Annotated in this window: 18 protein-coding genes; 10 read left to right on the top strand and 8 right to left on the bottom strand. The window is 34.5% G+C overall.

The annotated features are described in order from the left end of the window. Window positions 1-18: 18 nt before the first annotated feature. Window positions 19-846: a protein phosphatase 2C domain-containing protein gene (locus RCJ96_RS06320; RefSeq protein ID WP_416504142.1), complete on the top strand. Its 828-nt coding sequence runs from the start codon at window positions 19-21 to the stop codon at window positions 844-846. A gap of 42 nt (window positions 847-888) precedes the next feature. Here the strand turns inward: RCJ96_RS06320 and asnB are convergent, their stop codons facing one another. Further along, window positions 889-2712, bottom strand: coding sequence for an asparagine synthase (glutamine-hydrolyzing) (gene asnB, locus RCJ96_RS06315; RefSeq protein ID WP_446699744.1), 1824 nt, complete (start codon window positions 2710-2712; stop codon window positions 889-891). A gap of 407 nt (window positions 2713-3119) precedes the next feature. On the opposite strand from asnB, the gene RCJ96_RS06310 reads away from it, so the two are divergent. Both RCJ96_RS06310 and RCJ96_RS06305 read left to right on the top strand, forming a co-directional pair. Then, window positions 3120-3686 (top strand): sigma-70 family RNA polymerase sigma factor, encoded by a 567-nt coding sequence (locus RCJ96_RS06310; protein WP_327923117.1) that lies wholly within the window; start codon window positions 3120-3122, stop codon window positions 3684-3686. Beyond that, complete coding sequence (locus tag RCJ96_RS06305) at window positions 3683-4783, top strand: DUF4179 domain-containing protein (protein WP_416503638.1); 1101 nt, start codon at window positions 3683-3685, stop codon at window positions 4781-4783. Before RCJ96_RS06310 ends, RCJ96_RS06305 begins: the two co-directional genes overlap by 4 nt. Window positions 4784-4824: 41 nt before the next feature. Here the strand turns inward: RCJ96_RS06305 and RCJ96_RS06300 are convergent, their stop codons facing one another. After that, window positions 4825-5898, bottom strand: coding sequence for a WD40/YVTN/BNR-like repeat-containing protein (locus tag RCJ96_RS06300; protein ID WP_416503639.1), 1074 nt, complete (start codon window positions 5896-5898; stop codon window positions 4825-4827). Between the two features lie 190 nt (window positions 5899-6088). Here RCJ96_RS06300 and RCJ96_RS06295 point away from each other — a divergent pair, with 190 nt between their 5' ends. Further along, window positions 6089-6988: a cation diffusion facilitator family transporter gene (locus RCJ96_RS06295; protein WP_074609917.1), complete on the top strand. Its 900-nt coding sequence runs from the start codon at window positions 6089-6091 to the stop codon at window positions 6986-6988. Between the two features lie 194 nt (window positions 6989-7182). Next, window positions 7183-7353, top strand: a complete 171-nt coding sequence (gene fbpA, locus RCJ96_RS06290; protein ID WP_000098301.1) for a Fur-regulated basic protein FbpA — start codon at window positions 7183-7185, stop codon at window positions 7351-7353. A gap of 56 nt (window positions 7354-7409) precedes the next feature. Here fbpA and RCJ96_RS06285 read toward each other — a convergent pair whose 3' ends face one another. Next, window positions 7410-8081, bottom strand: coding sequence for a GntR family transcriptional regulator (locus RCJ96_RS06285; protein ID WP_001145068.1), 672 nt, complete (start codon window positions 8079-8081; stop codon window positions 7410-7412). Between the two features lie 16 nt (window positions 8082-8097). Continuing rightward, window positions 8098-9063, bottom strand: a complete 966-nt coding sequence (locus RCJ96_RS06280) for a DMT family transporter (protein ID WP_139302884.1) — start codon at window positions 9061-9063, stop codon at window positions 8098-8100. A 253-nt stretch (window positions 9064-9316) separates the two neighbouring features. Between RCJ96_RS06280 and RCJ96_RS06275 the strand changes: the two genes are divergently transcribed. Next, window positions 9317-9976, top strand: a complete 660-nt coding sequence (locus tag RCJ96_RS06275) for a class I SAM-dependent methyltransferase (protein ID WP_074609919.1) — start codon at window positions 9317-9319, stop codon at window positions 9974-9976. 332 nt (window positions 9977-10308) lie between these two features. Continuing rightward, window positions 10309-11712 carry a Na+/H+ antiporter NhaC gene (nhaC, locus tag RCJ96_RS06270; protein WP_000843974.1) on the top strand — a complete coding sequence of 468 codons (1404 nt, stop codon included), beginning with the start codon at window positions 10309-10311 and terminating at the stop codon, window positions 11710-11712. Between the two features lie 39 nt (window positions 11713-11751). Here nhaC and RCJ96_RS06265 read toward each other — a convergent pair whose 3' ends face one another. Together RCJ96_RS06265 and RCJ96_RS06260 are read right to left on the bottom strand one after the other, a co-directional pair. Next, a complete protein-coding gene (locus RCJ96_RS06265) occupies window positions 11752-12141 on the bottom strand; it encodes a MerR family transcriptional regulator (protein WP_416503640.1) in 390 nt (129 codons plus the stop codon). A 7-nt stretch (window positions 12142-12148) separates the two neighbouring features. Beyond that, on the bottom strand, window positions 12149-12859 hold the full coding sequence (locus RCJ96_RS06260) for an SDR family NAD(P)-dependent oxidoreductase (protein ID WP_416503641.1): 711 nt from the start codon (window positions 12857-12859) through the stop codon (window positions 12149-12151). A 191-nt stretch (window positions 12860-13050) separates the two neighbouring features. Between RCJ96_RS06260 and fumC the strand changes: the two genes are divergently transcribed. Then, the gene (gene fumC, locus RCJ96_RS06255) at window positions 13051-14439 is read left to right on the top strand and encodes a class II fumarate hydratase (protein ID WP_416503642.1); all 1389 of its coding nucleotides are present in this window, start codon (window positions 13051-13053) and stop codon (window positions 14437-14439) included. A 64-nt stretch (window positions 14440-14503) separates the two neighbouring features. Here the strand turns inward: fumC and RCJ96_RS06250 are convergent, their stop codons facing one another. Together RCJ96_RS06250 and RCJ96_RS06245 are read right to left on the bottom strand one after the other, a co-directional pair. Then, the gene (locus RCJ96_RS06250) at window positions 14504-14926 is read right to left on the bottom strand and encodes a PH domain-containing protein (protein ID WP_074611010.1); all 423 of its coding nucleotides are present in this window, start codon (window positions 14924-14926) and stop codon (window positions 14504-14506) included. 289 nt (window positions 14927-15215) lie between these two features. Continuing rightward, on the bottom strand, window positions 15216-15389 hold the full coding sequence (locus tag RCJ96_RS06245) for a hypothetical protein (protein ID WP_000153821.1): 174 nt from the start codon (window positions 15387-15389) through the stop codon (window positions 15216-15218). Window positions 15390-15614: 225 nt separating this feature from the next. Here RCJ96_RS06245 and RCJ96_RS06240 point away from each other — a divergent pair, with 225 nt between their 5' ends. Further along, entirely contained in the window at window positions 15615-16379 is a 765-nt protein-coding gene (locus tag RCJ96_RS06240) for a DUF2087 domain-containing protein (RefSeq protein WP_416503643.1), read from the top strand. A gap of 98 nt (window positions 16380-16477) precedes the next feature. Next, on the top strand, window positions 16478-17887 hold the full coding sequence (locus tag RCJ96_RS06235) for an MATE family efflux transporter (RefSeq protein WP_416503644.1): 1410 nt from the start codon (window positions 16478-16480) through the stop codon (window positions 17885-17887). Window positions 17888-17920 lie beyond the last annotated feature (33 nt).

Raw genomic sequence — 17920 nt, 5'->3', positions numbered from 1 at the left:
TGAAATATAAGGTAATCTATGTGTAAAGGTATACATTTAGCAAGAGAGAGGATGATAGCTGTGAATACATTCAAATGGATGAGTCATGAACAGATGTATGTAGATGAAATACATGTTGAAAAATGTGGTCCTCTTTCAGTCGGCGTATATGGGGGGAATCAAGAGAGTGATGCATATGAACGAGGAGATGCGGTGCTTGCTTGGTGGGATCCTGAATTACAATTTGAATTTGTTATGATTTTTGATACACACCACAAAACAAAAAATATAGATTATATAATAGAAGCAATTTCAGAAAGAAAAGAGAAACTAAACGAGTTATTTTCCTACCCGATACATTTAGCTTTTCATCATACACATATGTACTTATTAGCATTATTTACAGATGAGCTGTTTATTGAAAAATGTGATCAAGATGATGAGGAACTCGCATGTTTAATATGTTTGCGAAAAGGTGAATTTTTATATTGGTTATCAGTTGGTAATTGTTTCGCATATTTATTCCATTCTGAGAAAACGAAGAATGGGAAAGGGCGATTAAATAAACGGAAGAATTACGAATATATCGGTAGGAAAAATATTTTTGCAGCAAATACACCTTGCTTTACGTCAGGTGTAAGAGGATTAGAAAAAGGAATGAATCACATTGTAATGGCAACGGACGGTATTTTAGAGTGTGATAAACGAAGGTTTGATGATGATCAATCTTTAGTAGAAATATTGCACGACGGAAGTTGCTTACAGATTGAACCAGTATTAACAAATGTACTGCAGTGGAAAGGGAGAGATTGTGCCACAATTATTGGATGGTCCATTGATACTGATAACAAACAATGTGCTAATTAATAAAAAAGAAGTTCAAGGTTTTTATCCTTGAACTTCTTTTTGTTAAGCGATATGGATGTGATACGTTTTTAACCACTCATTTACTTGTAGCATGTATTCCATAGCACTTCTTGCTTCGAAATTGTTAATTTCTTTATTACTTTGATCGGCAATGGCAAGTAATGTGGAATGATTAATAAGTGAGAAAATAGGATTGTTTTTATTACTGCACATGTCGAGTGATAAATGACGAATTGTTTGTAAATAATGTGGGTCTTGTGAAGTTGGATACGCACTTTTTCTTCTATTGCGTACATCGTCAGGTAAAGCAGGTTTCAGTGCTCTACGTAAAATGCCTTTTTCAATATTATCAATGCTTTTTATGTTGAAAGGAACGTTCCATAAATATTCAACTAATCGATAATCGCAAAACGGTACACGAACTTCAAATCCTACAGCCATACTCATACGGTCTTTACGGTCAAGTAAGAACGGAAGAAATCTCGTTAAAAATAAATAAAACATTTGACGTTGTTTCGCGGATTTTTTACTTTCACCTTCAAGAGTAGGTACTTCAAGTATCGCTTCTTGGAATCGTGCATCAATATAGTTTTCTAGATTACATTGGTTACTTACTTCATGTAGTAGAAGAGGAGATGTATTTTTCCAATTTGTTAGCCAAGGAAATTTATCTACATATAGTAATTCTTCTTGATGAAACCAAGGATATCCACCGAATACTTCATCAGCAGATTCGCCCGATAAAGCTACGGTCGCATCTTTTTTCATTTCGCAAAATAGTAAATATAGTGAAGTTTCCATTTCACCAGCACTCGGTAAATCTTTTGCACGGAGGGGAACGAATAAGTGATTTGCTAATTCTTCAGCATTCACAATAATATCATGATGAGATGTCCCTACATGTTCAGAAACGCGTTTTACCCAAGGAGCGTCTAAACCTGTGCGAGCAAAGGTCAGCTCGAAATCTTTTGCACTATTTACAAAGTCAACGGAATACGTATGAAGTGTTTTATTTTCAGCAGCAAATTCTTTCCCCGCTAGTGCAGTAATACCGCTAGAATCTAATCCCCCTGATAACATGCAAACGAGAGGGACATCGGCAATTAATTGTCTTTTTACTGTATCTTGTAAAATAGATAAAATATGCGATGATGTATCTTCTATAGAATCTGTATGGGTCTTACTTTCTAAATTCCAATACTTCGTAACTACTTTTTTATGACGTGTAAACGTTATACAATGTCCAGCACGCACTTCTTGAATATGTTTAAAGACGCCACATCCTGGAGTTCGAAATAGCCCTAATCCAAATATTTCATTTATGCCATTCGCATCAATTTCAGCAGGAACAGATGGATGAGCTAATAATGCTTTAATTTCAGATCCGAAAATAATACTGTCATTTCTTTCTGTATAAAAGAGCGGTTTTACACCTAAATGATCACGTGCTAAAAACAGTTGTTGCTTCTGATCATCCCATAAGGCGAAAGCGAAAATGCCGTTTAAATGTTGCACGCAGTCTTCTTTCCATTCTAAATAAGCATGTAGTAACACTTCTGTATCTGAATGCGTTTCAAATGTATGACCACATTTCCTTAGTTGTTCTCTCAGCTCACGGAAATTATAAATTTCTCCATTATAAGTAAGAGCATACGTATAATCACCAGCACGAAATGTCTTCGGCTGTGTCCCACCTTCTGGATCAATTACAATTAAACGGCGGTGTGCAAAAGCCGCGCGAGGTGAAAACCAAAATCCTTCAGCATCAGGACCGCGATGCTGAATACGATTTGCCATCTTTTCTAAAATACCATGCTCATTGGAAAGATCCTTATTCCAATTTACCCAACCTGTAATTCCACACATACACATCTCATCTCCTAATTTTAAAAAGTAGATTAATGAAATAAAGTGAAACTTTAATCAGTGGGGGCCAGCCCCCCACTGATTATTAGTTGAACCAATCGGGCTTTTACGGGCAGTTATCTCTCACCTAACTTCTTCGCATTCGCACAATTTTGAGGTGGGATTTACTGCCCGTTAATGTGGGGTAAAATGTACACTAAGTTAAAGAGTGACTATGTGAATAGTATACTACGTGAATTAAATTGTAGACTTGAGAAAAATTTCTTTGAATGCATAGTTATGTGAGACAATAACTAAGGGAAAGTATGCCATTACATACAAAAAATAATTAAAAGATGAGAGAAAATATTTTTTTAGACGTTATATAGGGTGTAAAAGCTTTTACAAAAAATAAGGGGAATCGCTACATGAAATCAAATGAGAAAAATTATATAAAAAGATTACAGCGACAAAAAGAAGATGCGCTAGAATTTGTTGTTGATACATATTTACCACTCATAAAGGGCATCACGCACAAAGTTCTTTTTCCAGTTCAAAATGATGGGTTGATAGAGGAATGTGTAAATGATATTTTCCTATCCATTTGGAATAACGCAAATAAGTTTCATGGAGAGCCGAGTGATTTTAAAAAATGGATTGCAGCAATTGCGAAGTTTAAAGCAATTGATTATTACCGGAAGGCAACTAAAAAAGTAGAAATTATTTCGGATGAGTTTCATATTAGTACGGAAAAGTCAGCGGAAGACGAATTAATCATTATGGAAGATAGAGAAGAATTATTGAAGCTTATTAATCAATTAGAGCCGCTAGATCAAAAAGTGTTCATTATGAAATATCTTCTTGGTATGAAGACAGAAGAAATAGGAGACAAGTTAGGGTTAACTCGGGCAGCGATAGATAATCGTGTGTATCGTGGAAAAAAGAAACTACAACAAAATGCTACGAATATTAGTTTTGGAGGTAGTGTAATATGAAAGACATTTATGAACTATTAAATGATATTGATATAGATGAAAAAGAACTTGAGGAAATTGAGGCTTCTGAAATTGAAAAAGAAAAAGTGAAGCGTAATGTAAAACAATCGATACGAACGAAGAAAAAGATGAAAAGTTGGAAAAAAGGTGTTGCTGCTGCATCAATTTTAGTAGGATTATCGGTCGCAACTCTTGGTATTGGTTTTCCTACATATGCCGGGGGATTGCCAATAGTAGGTGACATATTCCGATTTTTAGATAATGGTAGAACAGGGTTATATGAAAATTATAAAGAGTTTTCGACTGAATTGAATATGACGCGGGAGAGTAATGGAGTTAAGGTTACAATTAATGATGTAATTTCTGATGGAAGAACATTATCTATAACGTATTCACTGGAAAGTGAGCAAGACTTAGGGGATGATCCTATCATATTAGGCGGGTTGGATATAATGGACGCTCATGGTAGTTCAGGAAGTGGGAAAATGACTAAAGTTACTGAAAAAAAGTATGTAGGTATGGTAACAACGACGCACCATGATAGTAATAAAAAGGACAAAGTAAACTTTAGATGGAATATAGAGGGAATAGAGATACCAGATAGGAAAAAATCAATACAAGGTCATTGGAATTTCGCGTTAACTGTAAAATCAATGGATAGTAAAGAGAGAACAATTGGTGGAAGTTCGGAAAAAGAAGGTATAAAAGCAAATATGGAAAAGGTCGCAATGTCGCCGGTTTCATTTATTCTTTATTACAATCAAGAAGTTTCTAAGGGTGCGAGGAAAGAATGGGATAGTGTAGATGTTGAATTGACGGTTAAGGATGATTTAGGGAATGATTATTCGGGTGAAGGAAATGGGGGAAGTGGCAACGATCCTTACAATATTCGATGGAGTGCTACATTCCAAAAGTTAAACGAAAATGCAACAAAGCTTATCGTTACACCTCGTGTACACTTACGAGTTCATACACCTGAAAATCATGGTGGAGTAGAGTATGTTAATGGGAAAGAGAAAAAAATTGAAGTGCCGAATAAAGAGGCGAAAAAGAAAGATATTGTTTTAGATGATATCGTTATTGATTTAAAGAAATAAAAGAGAGACTGCCTAAAACCATTTAGGCAGTCTCTTTTTCGTTAAGAACTAGTAACGAGTAGTGCATGCGGGTGCTGCGTTTTATATTCATCTTTCCACGGAATGTTTAGTTGTTCCCACGATTCGCCGCTATCATTGGATTGAAAGACGCCATTGTTATTTAACGTGTAGAACGTATGTGGTTCGGCTTCGTTTGTAGCAAACATCGAAATGACTGTACCGATTGCAGATGGTAGTCCTTGCTGTACTTGCTGGAACGGAGTGTCTTTCGTTTTACGATAAATATAAGATTCATAAGGAATACGGTGATGAGCGAGATCTGCACTCGGTGCGGCAGAAACGAGAATTGTATTACAATCAGCTGGATCGATAGCCATGCTATATAAATAATGATGTTCAAGTCCATCACTACATGAAATCCAGCTGTTTCCACTGTTATAACTTTCAAGATATGCGCGATCAGGTCCGCCCATAAAGCCGTCACCACATGATGCATAAAGGCGATTTGGGACTTCAGGGTGCATAAGTAATTGATGAGCATCGATAGGAGCACCGAATTTTTTATCAATCCATGTATGCCCTTTATCGTTACTTTGAATAACAGCACCAGCTTCGATTGAAACGTGGATTGTATTTGGATTGTTTGGATCAACTGTAATCCAGCGTACGTGATGGGTAAAAGGTCTAGGCGGAAAAGCCCACGTATAAGAAGATAATAATGATTTCATATTTTTCAGTTCTGTCCACGTTTCACCACCATTTTCTGAACGGAATAAAGCGCTCGGTTCTGTGCCGACATAAACGACGCCATAGCCGTTAACTTGTTCATTCGGGCTTATCGTAATGGAAGTGATCGAAGAATGTAAAATACCATCTTCTTTTGGAAAATCAAAGTAACGATACGAATCTCCAATTGGCCTCCATGAATCTCCACTATCGTCACTTAACCAGAGACCTCGTCCAAATGTGCCGCAATAGACACGATTCTTTTGAAATGGATCAACAGCGATACAGGTAGGTTGCATATTTTGTAAGTGATACGCTGCTTCATAGTTACCATATCGTTCTTTTACTACAACAAGTTCACGTTCCATACAGAGAAATAGTCGTTTCAATTCAATAACCTCCTTCAAATTTCTTTCATTAGTAAACAATATGAAGCTGAGAAAGAAGTAGTCTTATTTTTTGTTGAGAAAAAGGACTTGTTTGAAAAGTATCGAAGTGTGTATACAGAGGAAGCGGGATAAAGATAGGGAATTTGTTTCATACTAACATACAGATATTGCACTTAAAGGAGCATTTTGTATGGGACATTCGCATGATCATGGGCATTCTAAAAATAAAAAAGCGTTACTACTTGCATTCTTACTAACAACCAGTTTTATGATTGCTGAAGTTATTGGGGGATTTGTAACAAATAGCTTAGCACTACTATCTGACGCGGGGCATATGCTAAGTGATGCAGTATCTTTAGCTTTAAGTTTACTTGCGTTTAAACTCGGAGAAAAAACAGCAACAACTGCGAAAACATATGGATATAAGCGAGTCGAAATGTTAGCGGCATTATGTAACGGTGTCGTCCTTATTGTCATTTCAATATACATTTTTATTGAAGCAATTCGCCGTTTTAAAGAGCCAGTTGAGATTGCTAGTAATGGGATGCTTATTATTGCTGTACTTGGTCTACTTATTAATATTTTATCAGCTTGGATATTAATGAGAGGCGGAGATGTAAAGGGGAATTTGAATTTAAGAAGTGCTTTCTTACACGTATTAGGTGATCTATTAGGATCAGTTGGAGCGATTATTGCTGCGTTACTTATTAAATTTTTCGGATGGACTGCTGCAGATGCGATTGCTAGTATTCTTGTGTCTATTTTAGTCATTATTAGTGGATGGCGTGTAACACGTGATACGGTCCATATATTAATGGAAGGTGCACCAAAGCACATAAATATTGAAGAGGTAAAAAGTACATTGTTAAATATTACGGTTGTAAAAGAAGTTCATGATTTGCACATATGGTCTGTCACATCGGATTTTCAAGTATTAACTTGCCACTTGATTATTAAAGGAAATGAAACACAAAGTGTATTAAAAGAGGCTACGGAAGTATTAAAAGAGAAGTTTCATGTAGAACATGTCACCATTCAAGTAGAAATAGATGGTGAATTTCATCATAGTGAGACAACTTGCAAAGTATGAAAGAAAAAGGATAAGAAAAAGTGTCATAACATTTTTCGCGCGGCATACATATATATAATGTGGCCACAAATACTTTGTAAGGTAAATATTTCATGAAATTACTTTACTTATAAAGAGTCATCTTTTATAATCAAAAGTGGTAATTGATAAAGATTATCATTTTCAATAATCGTAGAAAGGAGTTTTTTTAAAAGATGAGTAGTCAACTCCGTTTTGCTGTTGAAAATCGTAAGAGGCATTTAATTGATGAGTTAATTGGAGCAGGTGTGTTTAAAATTCGCGACCGACAATTATACGAGCTGTCTTTAGAGGAATTGGAAAAAGAATACGAAGATATGGAAGATTATGCAGATATTCAGGCATAACTATATAGATTAGTAAAAAGGGAGCTGGTTACGATTTTATGTAGCCAGCTCTCTTTCTATTTCGTAGAAATTATTTTTTGTATTTCTTTCATTGGACGGAGCCAGTTTTGAGTCATCATTTGTTCCATTTGTTTTTCATCCTGCTTCTGCAGTGCTTGAATGATAGCGTGATGTTCATCAATAGATTGACTTGCTGGAACAAAGTTTTGGAAAAATAAATATTCAAGGCGTAAAACGTGAAGTTGCATATTTTCTAGAAAGGGTTCAATATATTGATTTTTAGCAATAGAAGAAATTGCATTGTGAAATTGTATATCTAATTCTAAAGCTTGTTTTGCGTTTTTTTTCTCTATAGAGTACTGAAAATCATTATTTATTTCAGAAAGTAGTTTCAAATCAGCTTCTGTAGTGTGTTGAAGTGCTTGCTTACCTATAATAGAGTGAAGACCAGCCATCGTTTCATAAATAGTAGGTATGTCGTCTAACTTAATAGGAGCAATTTTTGTTTTTTGCCCAGGTACCATTTCCACTAATCCAGAAAGCTCTAATATTTGAAGGGCTTCTCTTACAGGTGTTCTACTTACTCCTAGTGCTTCAGCCAATTCCCCATCATTAATTTTTTCATCGGGCTTCAGTACACCTTCAATAATCCAATCTTGTAGTTGATTTAAAACAAGTGATTTTGCTGAAACTCTTCCTTGTTTTTTATAATTTTGAGGGACAGGCATAGTGAATTCAATCCTTTCATTGTATATTTTCCTTTTTCGCAGTAACAAGCTTTAATTTTTGTTTCCCTTCATCCGGTTTTTGGCTTAAGATAAGCACCATTACAATGACACAAAAAGCACCTACTAACTGAAAAGATTGAAATGGCACGTGCAATATAAGTACAGAAGAAATAATAGCTGCGAGTGGTTCTGTACAACCGAATAATGTCGTTTCTTTCGGAGTCAAGTATCGTATGCTGTCTAAGTATAAATAAAAAGCAATAAGTGTTCCGAAAATGACGACAAATGTGATGAGCGGTAGGGTACTGAGTTTTACATATTTCATAGTTGATAATAAAATAAATTCTTTCGTAGAAATAAAGTGTACAATCGTTACACCAATACCCCCAATAATCATGCCCCATCCAACGATAACAGAGGAAGACCATCTTTCTAGTAATCCCTTTGAATATAAACTATAAAAAGCGAGAGATAATCCAGATAAAATCCCCCAAATAATAGCTGGTGTAGAAACAGCTAAGTTATGCACAGACCCGTTTGTTAGTAAGAGGAAAGTACCTACTAATGAAAGGGTAATTGAAATAAAATCAATTTTTGATGGACGAACGTTCCATTTGAAAAGTAAGTATACAGTGATAAATATAGGAGCTAAATATTGTAATAATGTTGCAACGGCGGCATTTCCTTCTTTAATAGAAGCAAAATACGTATACTGTACAGCAAGCATACCGAATAAACCAAACAATATCATTTTATAAGCATCAGATTTTTGTTTCCAAATGCCGAATATTTCTTTTTTGCTTGTTCCGAATGATGCAATAATGAGTAAGATAATGCCAGATATAAGTAATCGGATTGTAACTAACCATTCAGTAGAAATATTGTCATATTGAAAAAGTTGTTGTGCAGCTGTTCCGGACAAGCCCCATAAACAAGCACCGATGACAACCATAATGATTCCTTTTAAACGATTTGGATCCATCATGTATAGAGTCCTCCTTTCAGAAAATATATTGTATACAATATGCAATATATCACGAAATGAATAAAAAATAAACTGAAATTTCTGTGTTGTATGGTGGAGATTTGAATAGTTCCAGTTATATTTACGATACAAGCGAGTAGGTTAAATAAAGAGAGATAAAATTATAAAATTAAATCATAATCAACAGGATAAAAAAATAAAGATAAGAGTAATTTGGTTTGTTAAAAATATGTGTAGAAGGAGATACGCGATGAACTGGGTTACTCATAAACCAACATTTGAATTTGATAATTTTAGTCCATTTATTCGTGCGAATACTGCGTGGCTTGGGCATTTGGAGTTCGCATACGATTTAGTAAGATTTGAAAAACCAGAAATATTAGTTGAGCTAGGTACACATCTAGGCGCTTCTTTTTTCAGTTTTTGTCAAGGGGTAAAGGATGGGGGATTATCTACAAAATGTTTTGCTGTAGATACTTGGACTGGAGACGGGCATACAGGTCCATATGGAGAAGGTGTTTTCCAAATCGTAGATAAAGTGGTGAAAATGAGCTATCCCAATATAGGTAATTTAATTAAATCTACTTTTGATGAGGCTGTTGATCAATTTCAAGATGGAACGATAAATTTGTTGCATATTGATGGCTATCATACGTATGAAGCAGTTTCTCATGATTATAAAACATGGTTACCGAAACTTGCGAATAACGGTATTGTGTTATTTCATGATATTGAGGTGAAAGATCGAAACTTCGGCGTGTATAAGTTTTGGGATGAAGTCACAGCAAAGCACCCTCATTTTCAGTTCCAGCATTCATATGGACTCGGCGTATTATTTCCGAAAGGTTGTAGCGATAAGTTTATGGAAATACTTAAAAATAAAGAAGAAATACAAAATATGTATAAATAAAAGTGGAGCATGCATCATTTGAATGATGCGTGCTTTTTTGTGTGGGGAATAATGATATTCCTTTAAACGGTGAGGATAATAGTAAAAAGTTTTATGTTGGCAAATATTAAAAAAGTTACTCTTTGATTGTTAAATATAAAAAATGTAACATTTTTTATATTTTCCATTGCGAAAAGTAGCATCTACTTTTACAATAGAAAAGGTGTCCAATATATTATACTGGAAAAATAAATCGAAATAATATGAAAATTTTGTTTTGTCTTCGCTAATTGTATATTACATACATGTAAGACGACACACGTCATGTTATCGACTTGTAAGGAGAGAAAAAAATGAAAAGTGTAAGATTACCATCGATGCTAGAAATCATAGTTCTTTTATTATTATTTCTTGCTGTTGTCTTTTCCTTCCAAACGATTTTTGATCTCCCAATTCAATTAGCGCTATTTATTTCATGGTTTTTAGTAATTGCGCTTGGATTAAGATTAGGATTTCGTTATCAAGAATTGCAAGATGCAATTACAAAAGGGATTTCTAACGGATTAGAAGCAATACTCATTTTAGTTGCAGTAGGTGCTTTAATTGGAACATGGATTGCTGGTGGGATAGTACCAACATTAATTTATTATGGATTAGAATTTATTCACCCTAGTATATTCCTATTAGCAACATTAATTATTTGTTCGATCACTTCTATCGCAACAGGAACATCTTGGGGAACGGTAGGAACAGCAGGTATTGCTATGATGGCGATTGGTGAAGGTCTTGGGTTACCATTACCACTTGTTGCTGGTGCAGTTCTTTCAGGTGCTTATTTCGGGGATAAATTATCGCCACTTTCTGATAGTACAGTACTTGCAGCATCTATGGCAAAAGTAGATGTTATTGCACACGTACGAGCTATGCTTGTATTAGACGTTCCAGCGTATATTATTACTAGCATTATGTTTACTGTAGCTGGTTGGATGTATGGCGGAGATAACGTAGATTTAAATCGAGTAGAATTTTTAAAGGAATCATTATTAAAACACTTTGATATTAAAATATGGATGTTAGTTCCGGCGATTATTGTTATTGTCCTATTAGCAATGAAGAAGCCTTCTATGCCTACAATTGCAATGGGAGCTTTACTTGGCGCAATTTGGGCAACTGTTTTCCAAGGAATGCACTTTGGAGACGCAATTGGAACAGCATATAACGGATTCTCAATTCAATCAGGCGTTGAGTTTGTCGATAAGTTATTAAACCGTGGCGGAATTAACGGTATGCTCGGTTCAGTAGCCGTAATTATTTTCGGTTTAGGGTTTGGTGGATTACTTGAAAAATTAGGTGTTTTAAAAGTAATCGTATCAAAATTCGAAAAGAAATTAAATTCTGCTGGTAATGTAACATTATCTACATTAATCGTTGCATTTTTAGCGAACATATTTGGATGTGCGATGTACGTATCACTTATTTTAACACCGAAAATTATGCAAGAAAGTTATGATAAACTAAAAATCGACCGCCGCGTATTAGCGCGTAACTCAGAAGTAGGTGGAACATTAACTTCAGGTATGGTTCCATGGTCGGATAACGGTATTTTTATGGCTGGTATTTTAGGTGTTGCGACGATATCATACATTCCATTTATGTGGTTAAGCTTCGTATCGTTAATTTTAGCAGTTATTTACGGATATACAGGCAAGTTCATTTGGTATGTAGATGATGCTGAAAAAGGAAAAGAAGCGTCATAAATAAAAAATCACCTTCTACGTGTTGTAGAAGGTGATTTTTTATTTTCTAATAGGGGTCGAAGAAGTTATCTCGTCCTCATATTTAGCAATTTTTTGTTGTATCTTTTTTAAATTTTTTTCAGTGTCTTGAATGAGTTGTAAGACATTAGTTTCTTGTTGTTTCATTAATTCCAATCGTTGAAGGATAGTAGATTCTCCTTCCATAGACCAGTCGATAAATTGTTTTATTCTTAGAATCGGCATACTGGTATTTTTTAAACATAAAATCATTTCTAAATATTTCAGTGCTTCTTCGTCAAAAACTCGATCCCCTTTTTCATTTCTTTTAAGAAAAGGGAACAGTCCTTGTTTATCGTAATAACGTATTTGAGAAATAGTTAAGTGTTGCATTTTGGCGACTTGCCCAATTGTATAATACATATCATTCATCCTTTTATTACCAAGGTATAATGCCATCTTTATTTAGTATTTTACCATTATAGTTTGTTTCACTTACTGCATATTTAATAATAATTTTAGCACTTTCATTGGTCGTATGGCCACCTGGGGAGTTACCATTAAGATCAGTAGTTGTAAAACTGGGAGTTACTCCAAAAATTTCTGGGCCGTTCGTACTAAATTCTTTACTAAAAGCTAATGTTAAAGCGTTAATAGCTGTTTTTGAAGAATTATACCCTAACGCATTAATTGGATGTGTTTCACCATTAGCAAACAGTGTTAAGGAAGCCATGTCAGTTGTTATATTGATAATTTTACTGTTGTTTGATTTCTTTAATAATGGTAAAAAGGCTTGCACCATTTGGAATGTTCCAAAAAAGTTAACTTCAAATCCTTGACGTAAAGTTTCAATATTTAATTCACTAGGTAGCGTATTGAAGTCTAGTGCTATCCCTGCGTTATTGATTAATAAATCTAAGTGGTCAGTCGTTTCATGAATTTTCTTCATTGCTTCTTGAATGGATTGTGAACTTGAAATATCTACTTGAATATAGGAAACGTTTGATACATGTAAAGATTGTACAGCTTGTTGTCCAAGCTGTTTATTGCGAGCACCTAAAAATACGTGATAATCTTTTTCGGCTAATTGACGAACAAGTTCATATCCAATTCCTTTATTCGCACCTGTTATAAAAGCATACTTTTTCATATTGAATTCCTCCAGTAGTGTTATAGTAGGTTACAAAGGAAAGGATACAGCCTAAACTTAAGTTTAGGTCAAGAGGAATTTTTTTAAATAAATATAGAATATCTACATATAAGAGTGAGAATTCTTATCATTTAAGAGAAAGTCTGTTATTATAAGAGATGTAGGTATTATATTTTCAAGGGGATGAAAACATGGAGTACAGAATTGAAAGAGATACATTAGGAGAAATAAAAGTTCCAGCTGATAAATTATGGGCAGCACAAACACAACGTAGTAAAGAAAACTTCCCGATTGGAACAGAGCAAATGCCGCTTGAAATTGTAAAAGCATTTGCAATTTTAAAGAAGAGTGCAGCACTTACCAATCAAAAATTAGGAAAGTTATCAGAAGAAAAAGCAGAAGCAATTGTGACAGCAGCTGACGAAGTGATTGCAGGGAAATGGAATGAACATTTTCCACTTGTCGTATGGCAAACAGGCAGTGGTACACAGTCAAACATGAATGTGAATGAAGTAATTGCAAATCGTGGGAATCAAATTTTGAAAGAAAAGGGATCTGATGTACATATTCATCCGAACGATGACGTGAACATGTCTCAAAGTTCAAATGATACATTTCCAACGGCGCTTCATGTAGCATGTGTACTCGCAGTAGAAAATCACGTGTTACCAGCAATTACGAAATTAAAAGAAACGTTAGCAGAAAAAGTAATTGCATTTGAACATATTATAAAAATTGGTCGTACACATTTACAAGATGCGACACCGTTAACATTAGGACAAGAAATTAGTGGATGGCACCGTATGCTTGAAAAAACAGAGCGTATGATTGCAGAGAGCAATACATATATGAAAGAGCTTGCGATTGGTGGTACTGCAGTTGGAACAGGTATAAACGCCCATCCTAAATTTGGTGAGATGGTATCTGAGGAAATTAGCCAATTTACAGGTAAGCAATTTATGTCTGCACCAAATAAATTCCATGCATTAACGAGTCATGATGAAGTTGTATATACGCATGGGGCATTGAAAGCATTAGCAGCGGATTTAATGAAGATCGCTAACGATGTGCGCTGGCTGGCAAGTGGTCCACGTAGTGGGCTAGGAGAAATTATTATTCCAGCAAATGAGCCAGGAAGCTCTATTATGCCAGGTAAAGTAAATCCAACGCAAAGTGAAGCGTTAACGATGGTTGTAGCACAAGTGATGGGAAATGACGCAACAATCGGATTTGCAGCGAGCCAAGGCAATTTTGAGTTAAATGTATTTAAACCTGTTATTGCATATAACTTCTTACAATCTGCTCACTTATTAGCAGATGCAATTGTTTCATTTAATGATAATTGTGCAGTTGGTATTGAAGCAGATGAAGAAGTCATTAAAGAGAATGTGAATCGTTCATTAATGCTTGTTACAGCATTAAATCCGCATATCGGATATGAAAATGCAGCGAAAATTGCGAAGCATGCTCATAAAGAAGGGTTAACTTTAAAAGAAGCAGCATTGCAATCTGGACTACTAACAGAAGAGCAATTTGATGAAATTGTCGATCCGAAAAAAATGATTGCTCCGAAAGAGTAATAAAAACGCCAAGATTCTTTGTTTAGAATCTTGGTTTTTTTATTACTGTAAATGCCAAAATATATTATTTGTTAGCAGACATATTCAATATTTTCATATGTGGGCAGTTTTCTTTTAAAAGTGCAATGAATTTTTCTTCTTCTTGTGGTACGAAAGTTGTCACAGAGTCGAATAAATTATAATGGATTTCTAATTGCTGTCTAGTCCATTTCTTTGAATGAAGTTTTTTACCAGAGTATTTAATGTGGCGAATATCTTCAAAGGGAATTTCAGTACGTAGTATGAAACCATGTTTTACGAAAAGAGATGATTCCGTTACGTTGTAGTGAGAGAAATAGAATGAAGAAAGATTCACGATATTTAGCAGCATCATGAGGGTGAAAAAAATAGAATTTTCATTTTGGAAAAATAGTGAAATGAAAAAAATCATGATAAATAATGTAATAGAAATGACGTGAAATGGATTTTTTTTCGCTTTAAATTTCAAGTTAGTCACCTCGGTATACGTGTACTTTAACTAAATTAAATCATAACATCGTAATAAAACGTGTGAATATGCATAATTGCATATTCACACGTTTTATTATTCATGTAAAATTTCTTGATGGAATACATTCAAAAGAAGTTTTGTAATAGTGGAGTGGCATGAAGTGACTTACAAGAATAGAAAGATAGTGTTAGTCATAATTAGTTGTATGATGATTATGGGGAGTTGTGCTAATACATTTGTTGAAGATAGAAACCGAAAGCATACATTTGTACAAGTAAGTAAGGTTTTAGTTGAGACTGTAAATAGAATCTTTAAAAGATAAAGGTGTTTTCGTATACGGAAACACCTTTTTTGTAGTTAAAATTGAATGTACTTTCTCCCAATGTCCATATTCACTAATTGCATATGTATTTTGGGCAATTTGTTTAACAGTAAACCAAGGGTCGTGCAGAATAGTCATGTTTTGTTTCACATCCTATCGTAATTTATTTATTAAATACATTCGCTTTTTATTGCTTCATGTCCTTTATAAAGAATATATTATAGACATTTTTTATAAAAGTTTGCAAAATAGGTAAACGAAACATTGAAGTGTTTATTTCGTTTGTGTTAAGATGATGAAGTGATAATAGACGTTATTAAAATTTGTTTATTTTAAAACGGACATTTTAAAGGAGTGTTTAGTATGAGTGATATTTCAGAGAAGTTTTGGGATGCGTCGGTAGAGGAATTGAAAAAAGGGTATGTGTTTGATGAGGAAACGGAAGAGTATATTTGTTTAGCTTGTGGAGAAACGTTTATTAAGGGGGTTATTTATCAAGATAATCAAGTTTTGTATGAAGCAGAGAAGTTTGTACAATTGCATGTGCAAAACGAACATACGTCGATATTTGATTATTTATTAAATCTAGATAAGAAGTATACGGGTTTAACGGATTTGCAAAAGAAGATGGTTCAGTTTTTCCATATGGGGCTGAATGATAAAGAGATTGTGAAAGAGATGGATGGCGGAAGTACTTCAACCATCCGCAATCATCGGTTTACACTTCGAGAGAAAATGAAGCAAGCGAAAGTGTTTTTAGCGTTAATGGAACTGTCAGAAGAAAAATCAAAAGTACAAACGAAATTTGTACCCATTCATAGAACAGCAACGATGGTAGATGATCGTTACAATATTACAGAAGAAGAAAATGATGAAGTGTTAAAAACGCATTTTACAGAGGGATTAGATGGACCGCTTTCTAAATTTCCAAAAAAGCAAAAGCGTAAATTAATTATATTACGTCATTTAGTGACGAAGTTTGATAGTAATAAAAAGTACAATGAAAAAGAAGTAAATGCTATTATAGAAAGCGTATATCCGGATTTTGTAACTTTGAGAAGATATTTAATCGAATACGGGTTTTTAGATAGAACAGCTGATGGAAGCCAATATTGGGTGAAGTTATAATATAGGGACAAGAAAATGAATAGAAGCACATTGTTATAACAACTATACAAAGAGATAGAAGTTGAAAAACAGATTTTTAATAAAAGGAGAAATGAAATTTGAAACCACCTACAAATAACAATAAAGAAGGTGCGGAGTCACATAAGTTAGAAAGTGAGAGTAAACCGATTTGGAAATCGATGTCCATGTTTTTAGTACCGTTACTATTAAGTAATGTACTACAATCAGTTGGACAATTATTCGGTATGGTAGTAGTAGGAAGATGGCTTGGAGTGAATGATTTAGCGGCCATATCGGCATTCTTTCCTCTATTTTTCTTACTCGTTTCATTTGTAATTGGTATTGGTTCAGGTAGTTCTATTTTAATAGGTCAGGCATTTGGGGCAAAAAACGAAGATCGTTTAAAAGCGATTGTTGGTACGACGTTGACATTTACTTTTATTATTGGAGTTGTGTTAGCGATAGTAGGTAGTATTTTTGCAATGGATATTATGCGCCTTATGGGGACGCCAGAAAATATTATTGAAATAAGTGTACATTATGCACGTATTTTATTTATATCGATGCCAATCTTATTTTTATATTTCGCATACACAACGTTTATGAGAGGTACAGGAGATTCTAAAACGCCATTTTACTTTTTAATTGTAAGTACAGCGCTAAATATGATCTTATTACCAATCCTTATTTTTGGATGGTTAGGTGCTCCAAAATTAGATGTGTATGGAGCAGCCTATGCTTCTGTTATATCTACAGTTATTACGTTTATTGTCATGTTAGTGTATTTAAAGAAAAAAAATCACCCACTACAATTAGATAGTACGGTAAGGAAATATCTTCGAATGGATTGGGATTTATTAAAGCTATTGCTACGACTCGGTATTCCAGCGAGTATTAATATGATATTAGTTTCATTATCAGAAATTGCGGTAATCGCGTTTGTAAATCGTTACGGTTCGGATGCAACAGCAGCTTATGGCGTTGTGAACCAAGTTGCAAGTTATGTGCAAATGCCAGCAGTTAGTCTTGGTATTACAGTCTCCATTTTTGCTGCCCAATCAATTGGTGCGAATCAATTTGATCGATTGCAGAAAGTTGTGAAGGCCGGAATTATTATGAATTACGTCATCGGTGGTGTGCTAATATCTCTCATTTACTTGTTCTCAAGAGACATTCTATCACTATTTTTAACGAGTCAAACTACAATTGAAATTGCTCATAGCCTCGTTATGATTACATTATGGAGTTATTTAATTTTCGGGCATGCGCAAATTATTAGTGCAACAATGCGAGCAAGTGGTACAGTATTATGGCCAACTGTTATCGGCGTCGTATCAATATGGCTTGTAGAAGTACCTGTAGCGTATTACCTTTCTTACCATACAAGTCTTGGCATAGAAGGGATATGGATTGGGTACCCAGCAGCGTTTATTGTCAGTTTAATACTACAATATGCATATTATAAGCTTTCATGGCAGAAGAAACGAATTACACGATTAGTGAGTTAAATATTGAAAATGTCCCTAAGTTATTTTACTTAG

The organism is Bacillus sp. BSL6 (assembly GCF_052928345.1).
Note: the sequence above shows the minus strand (reverse complement) of the source record. Positions and strands in the feature narration are given on the sequence as shown.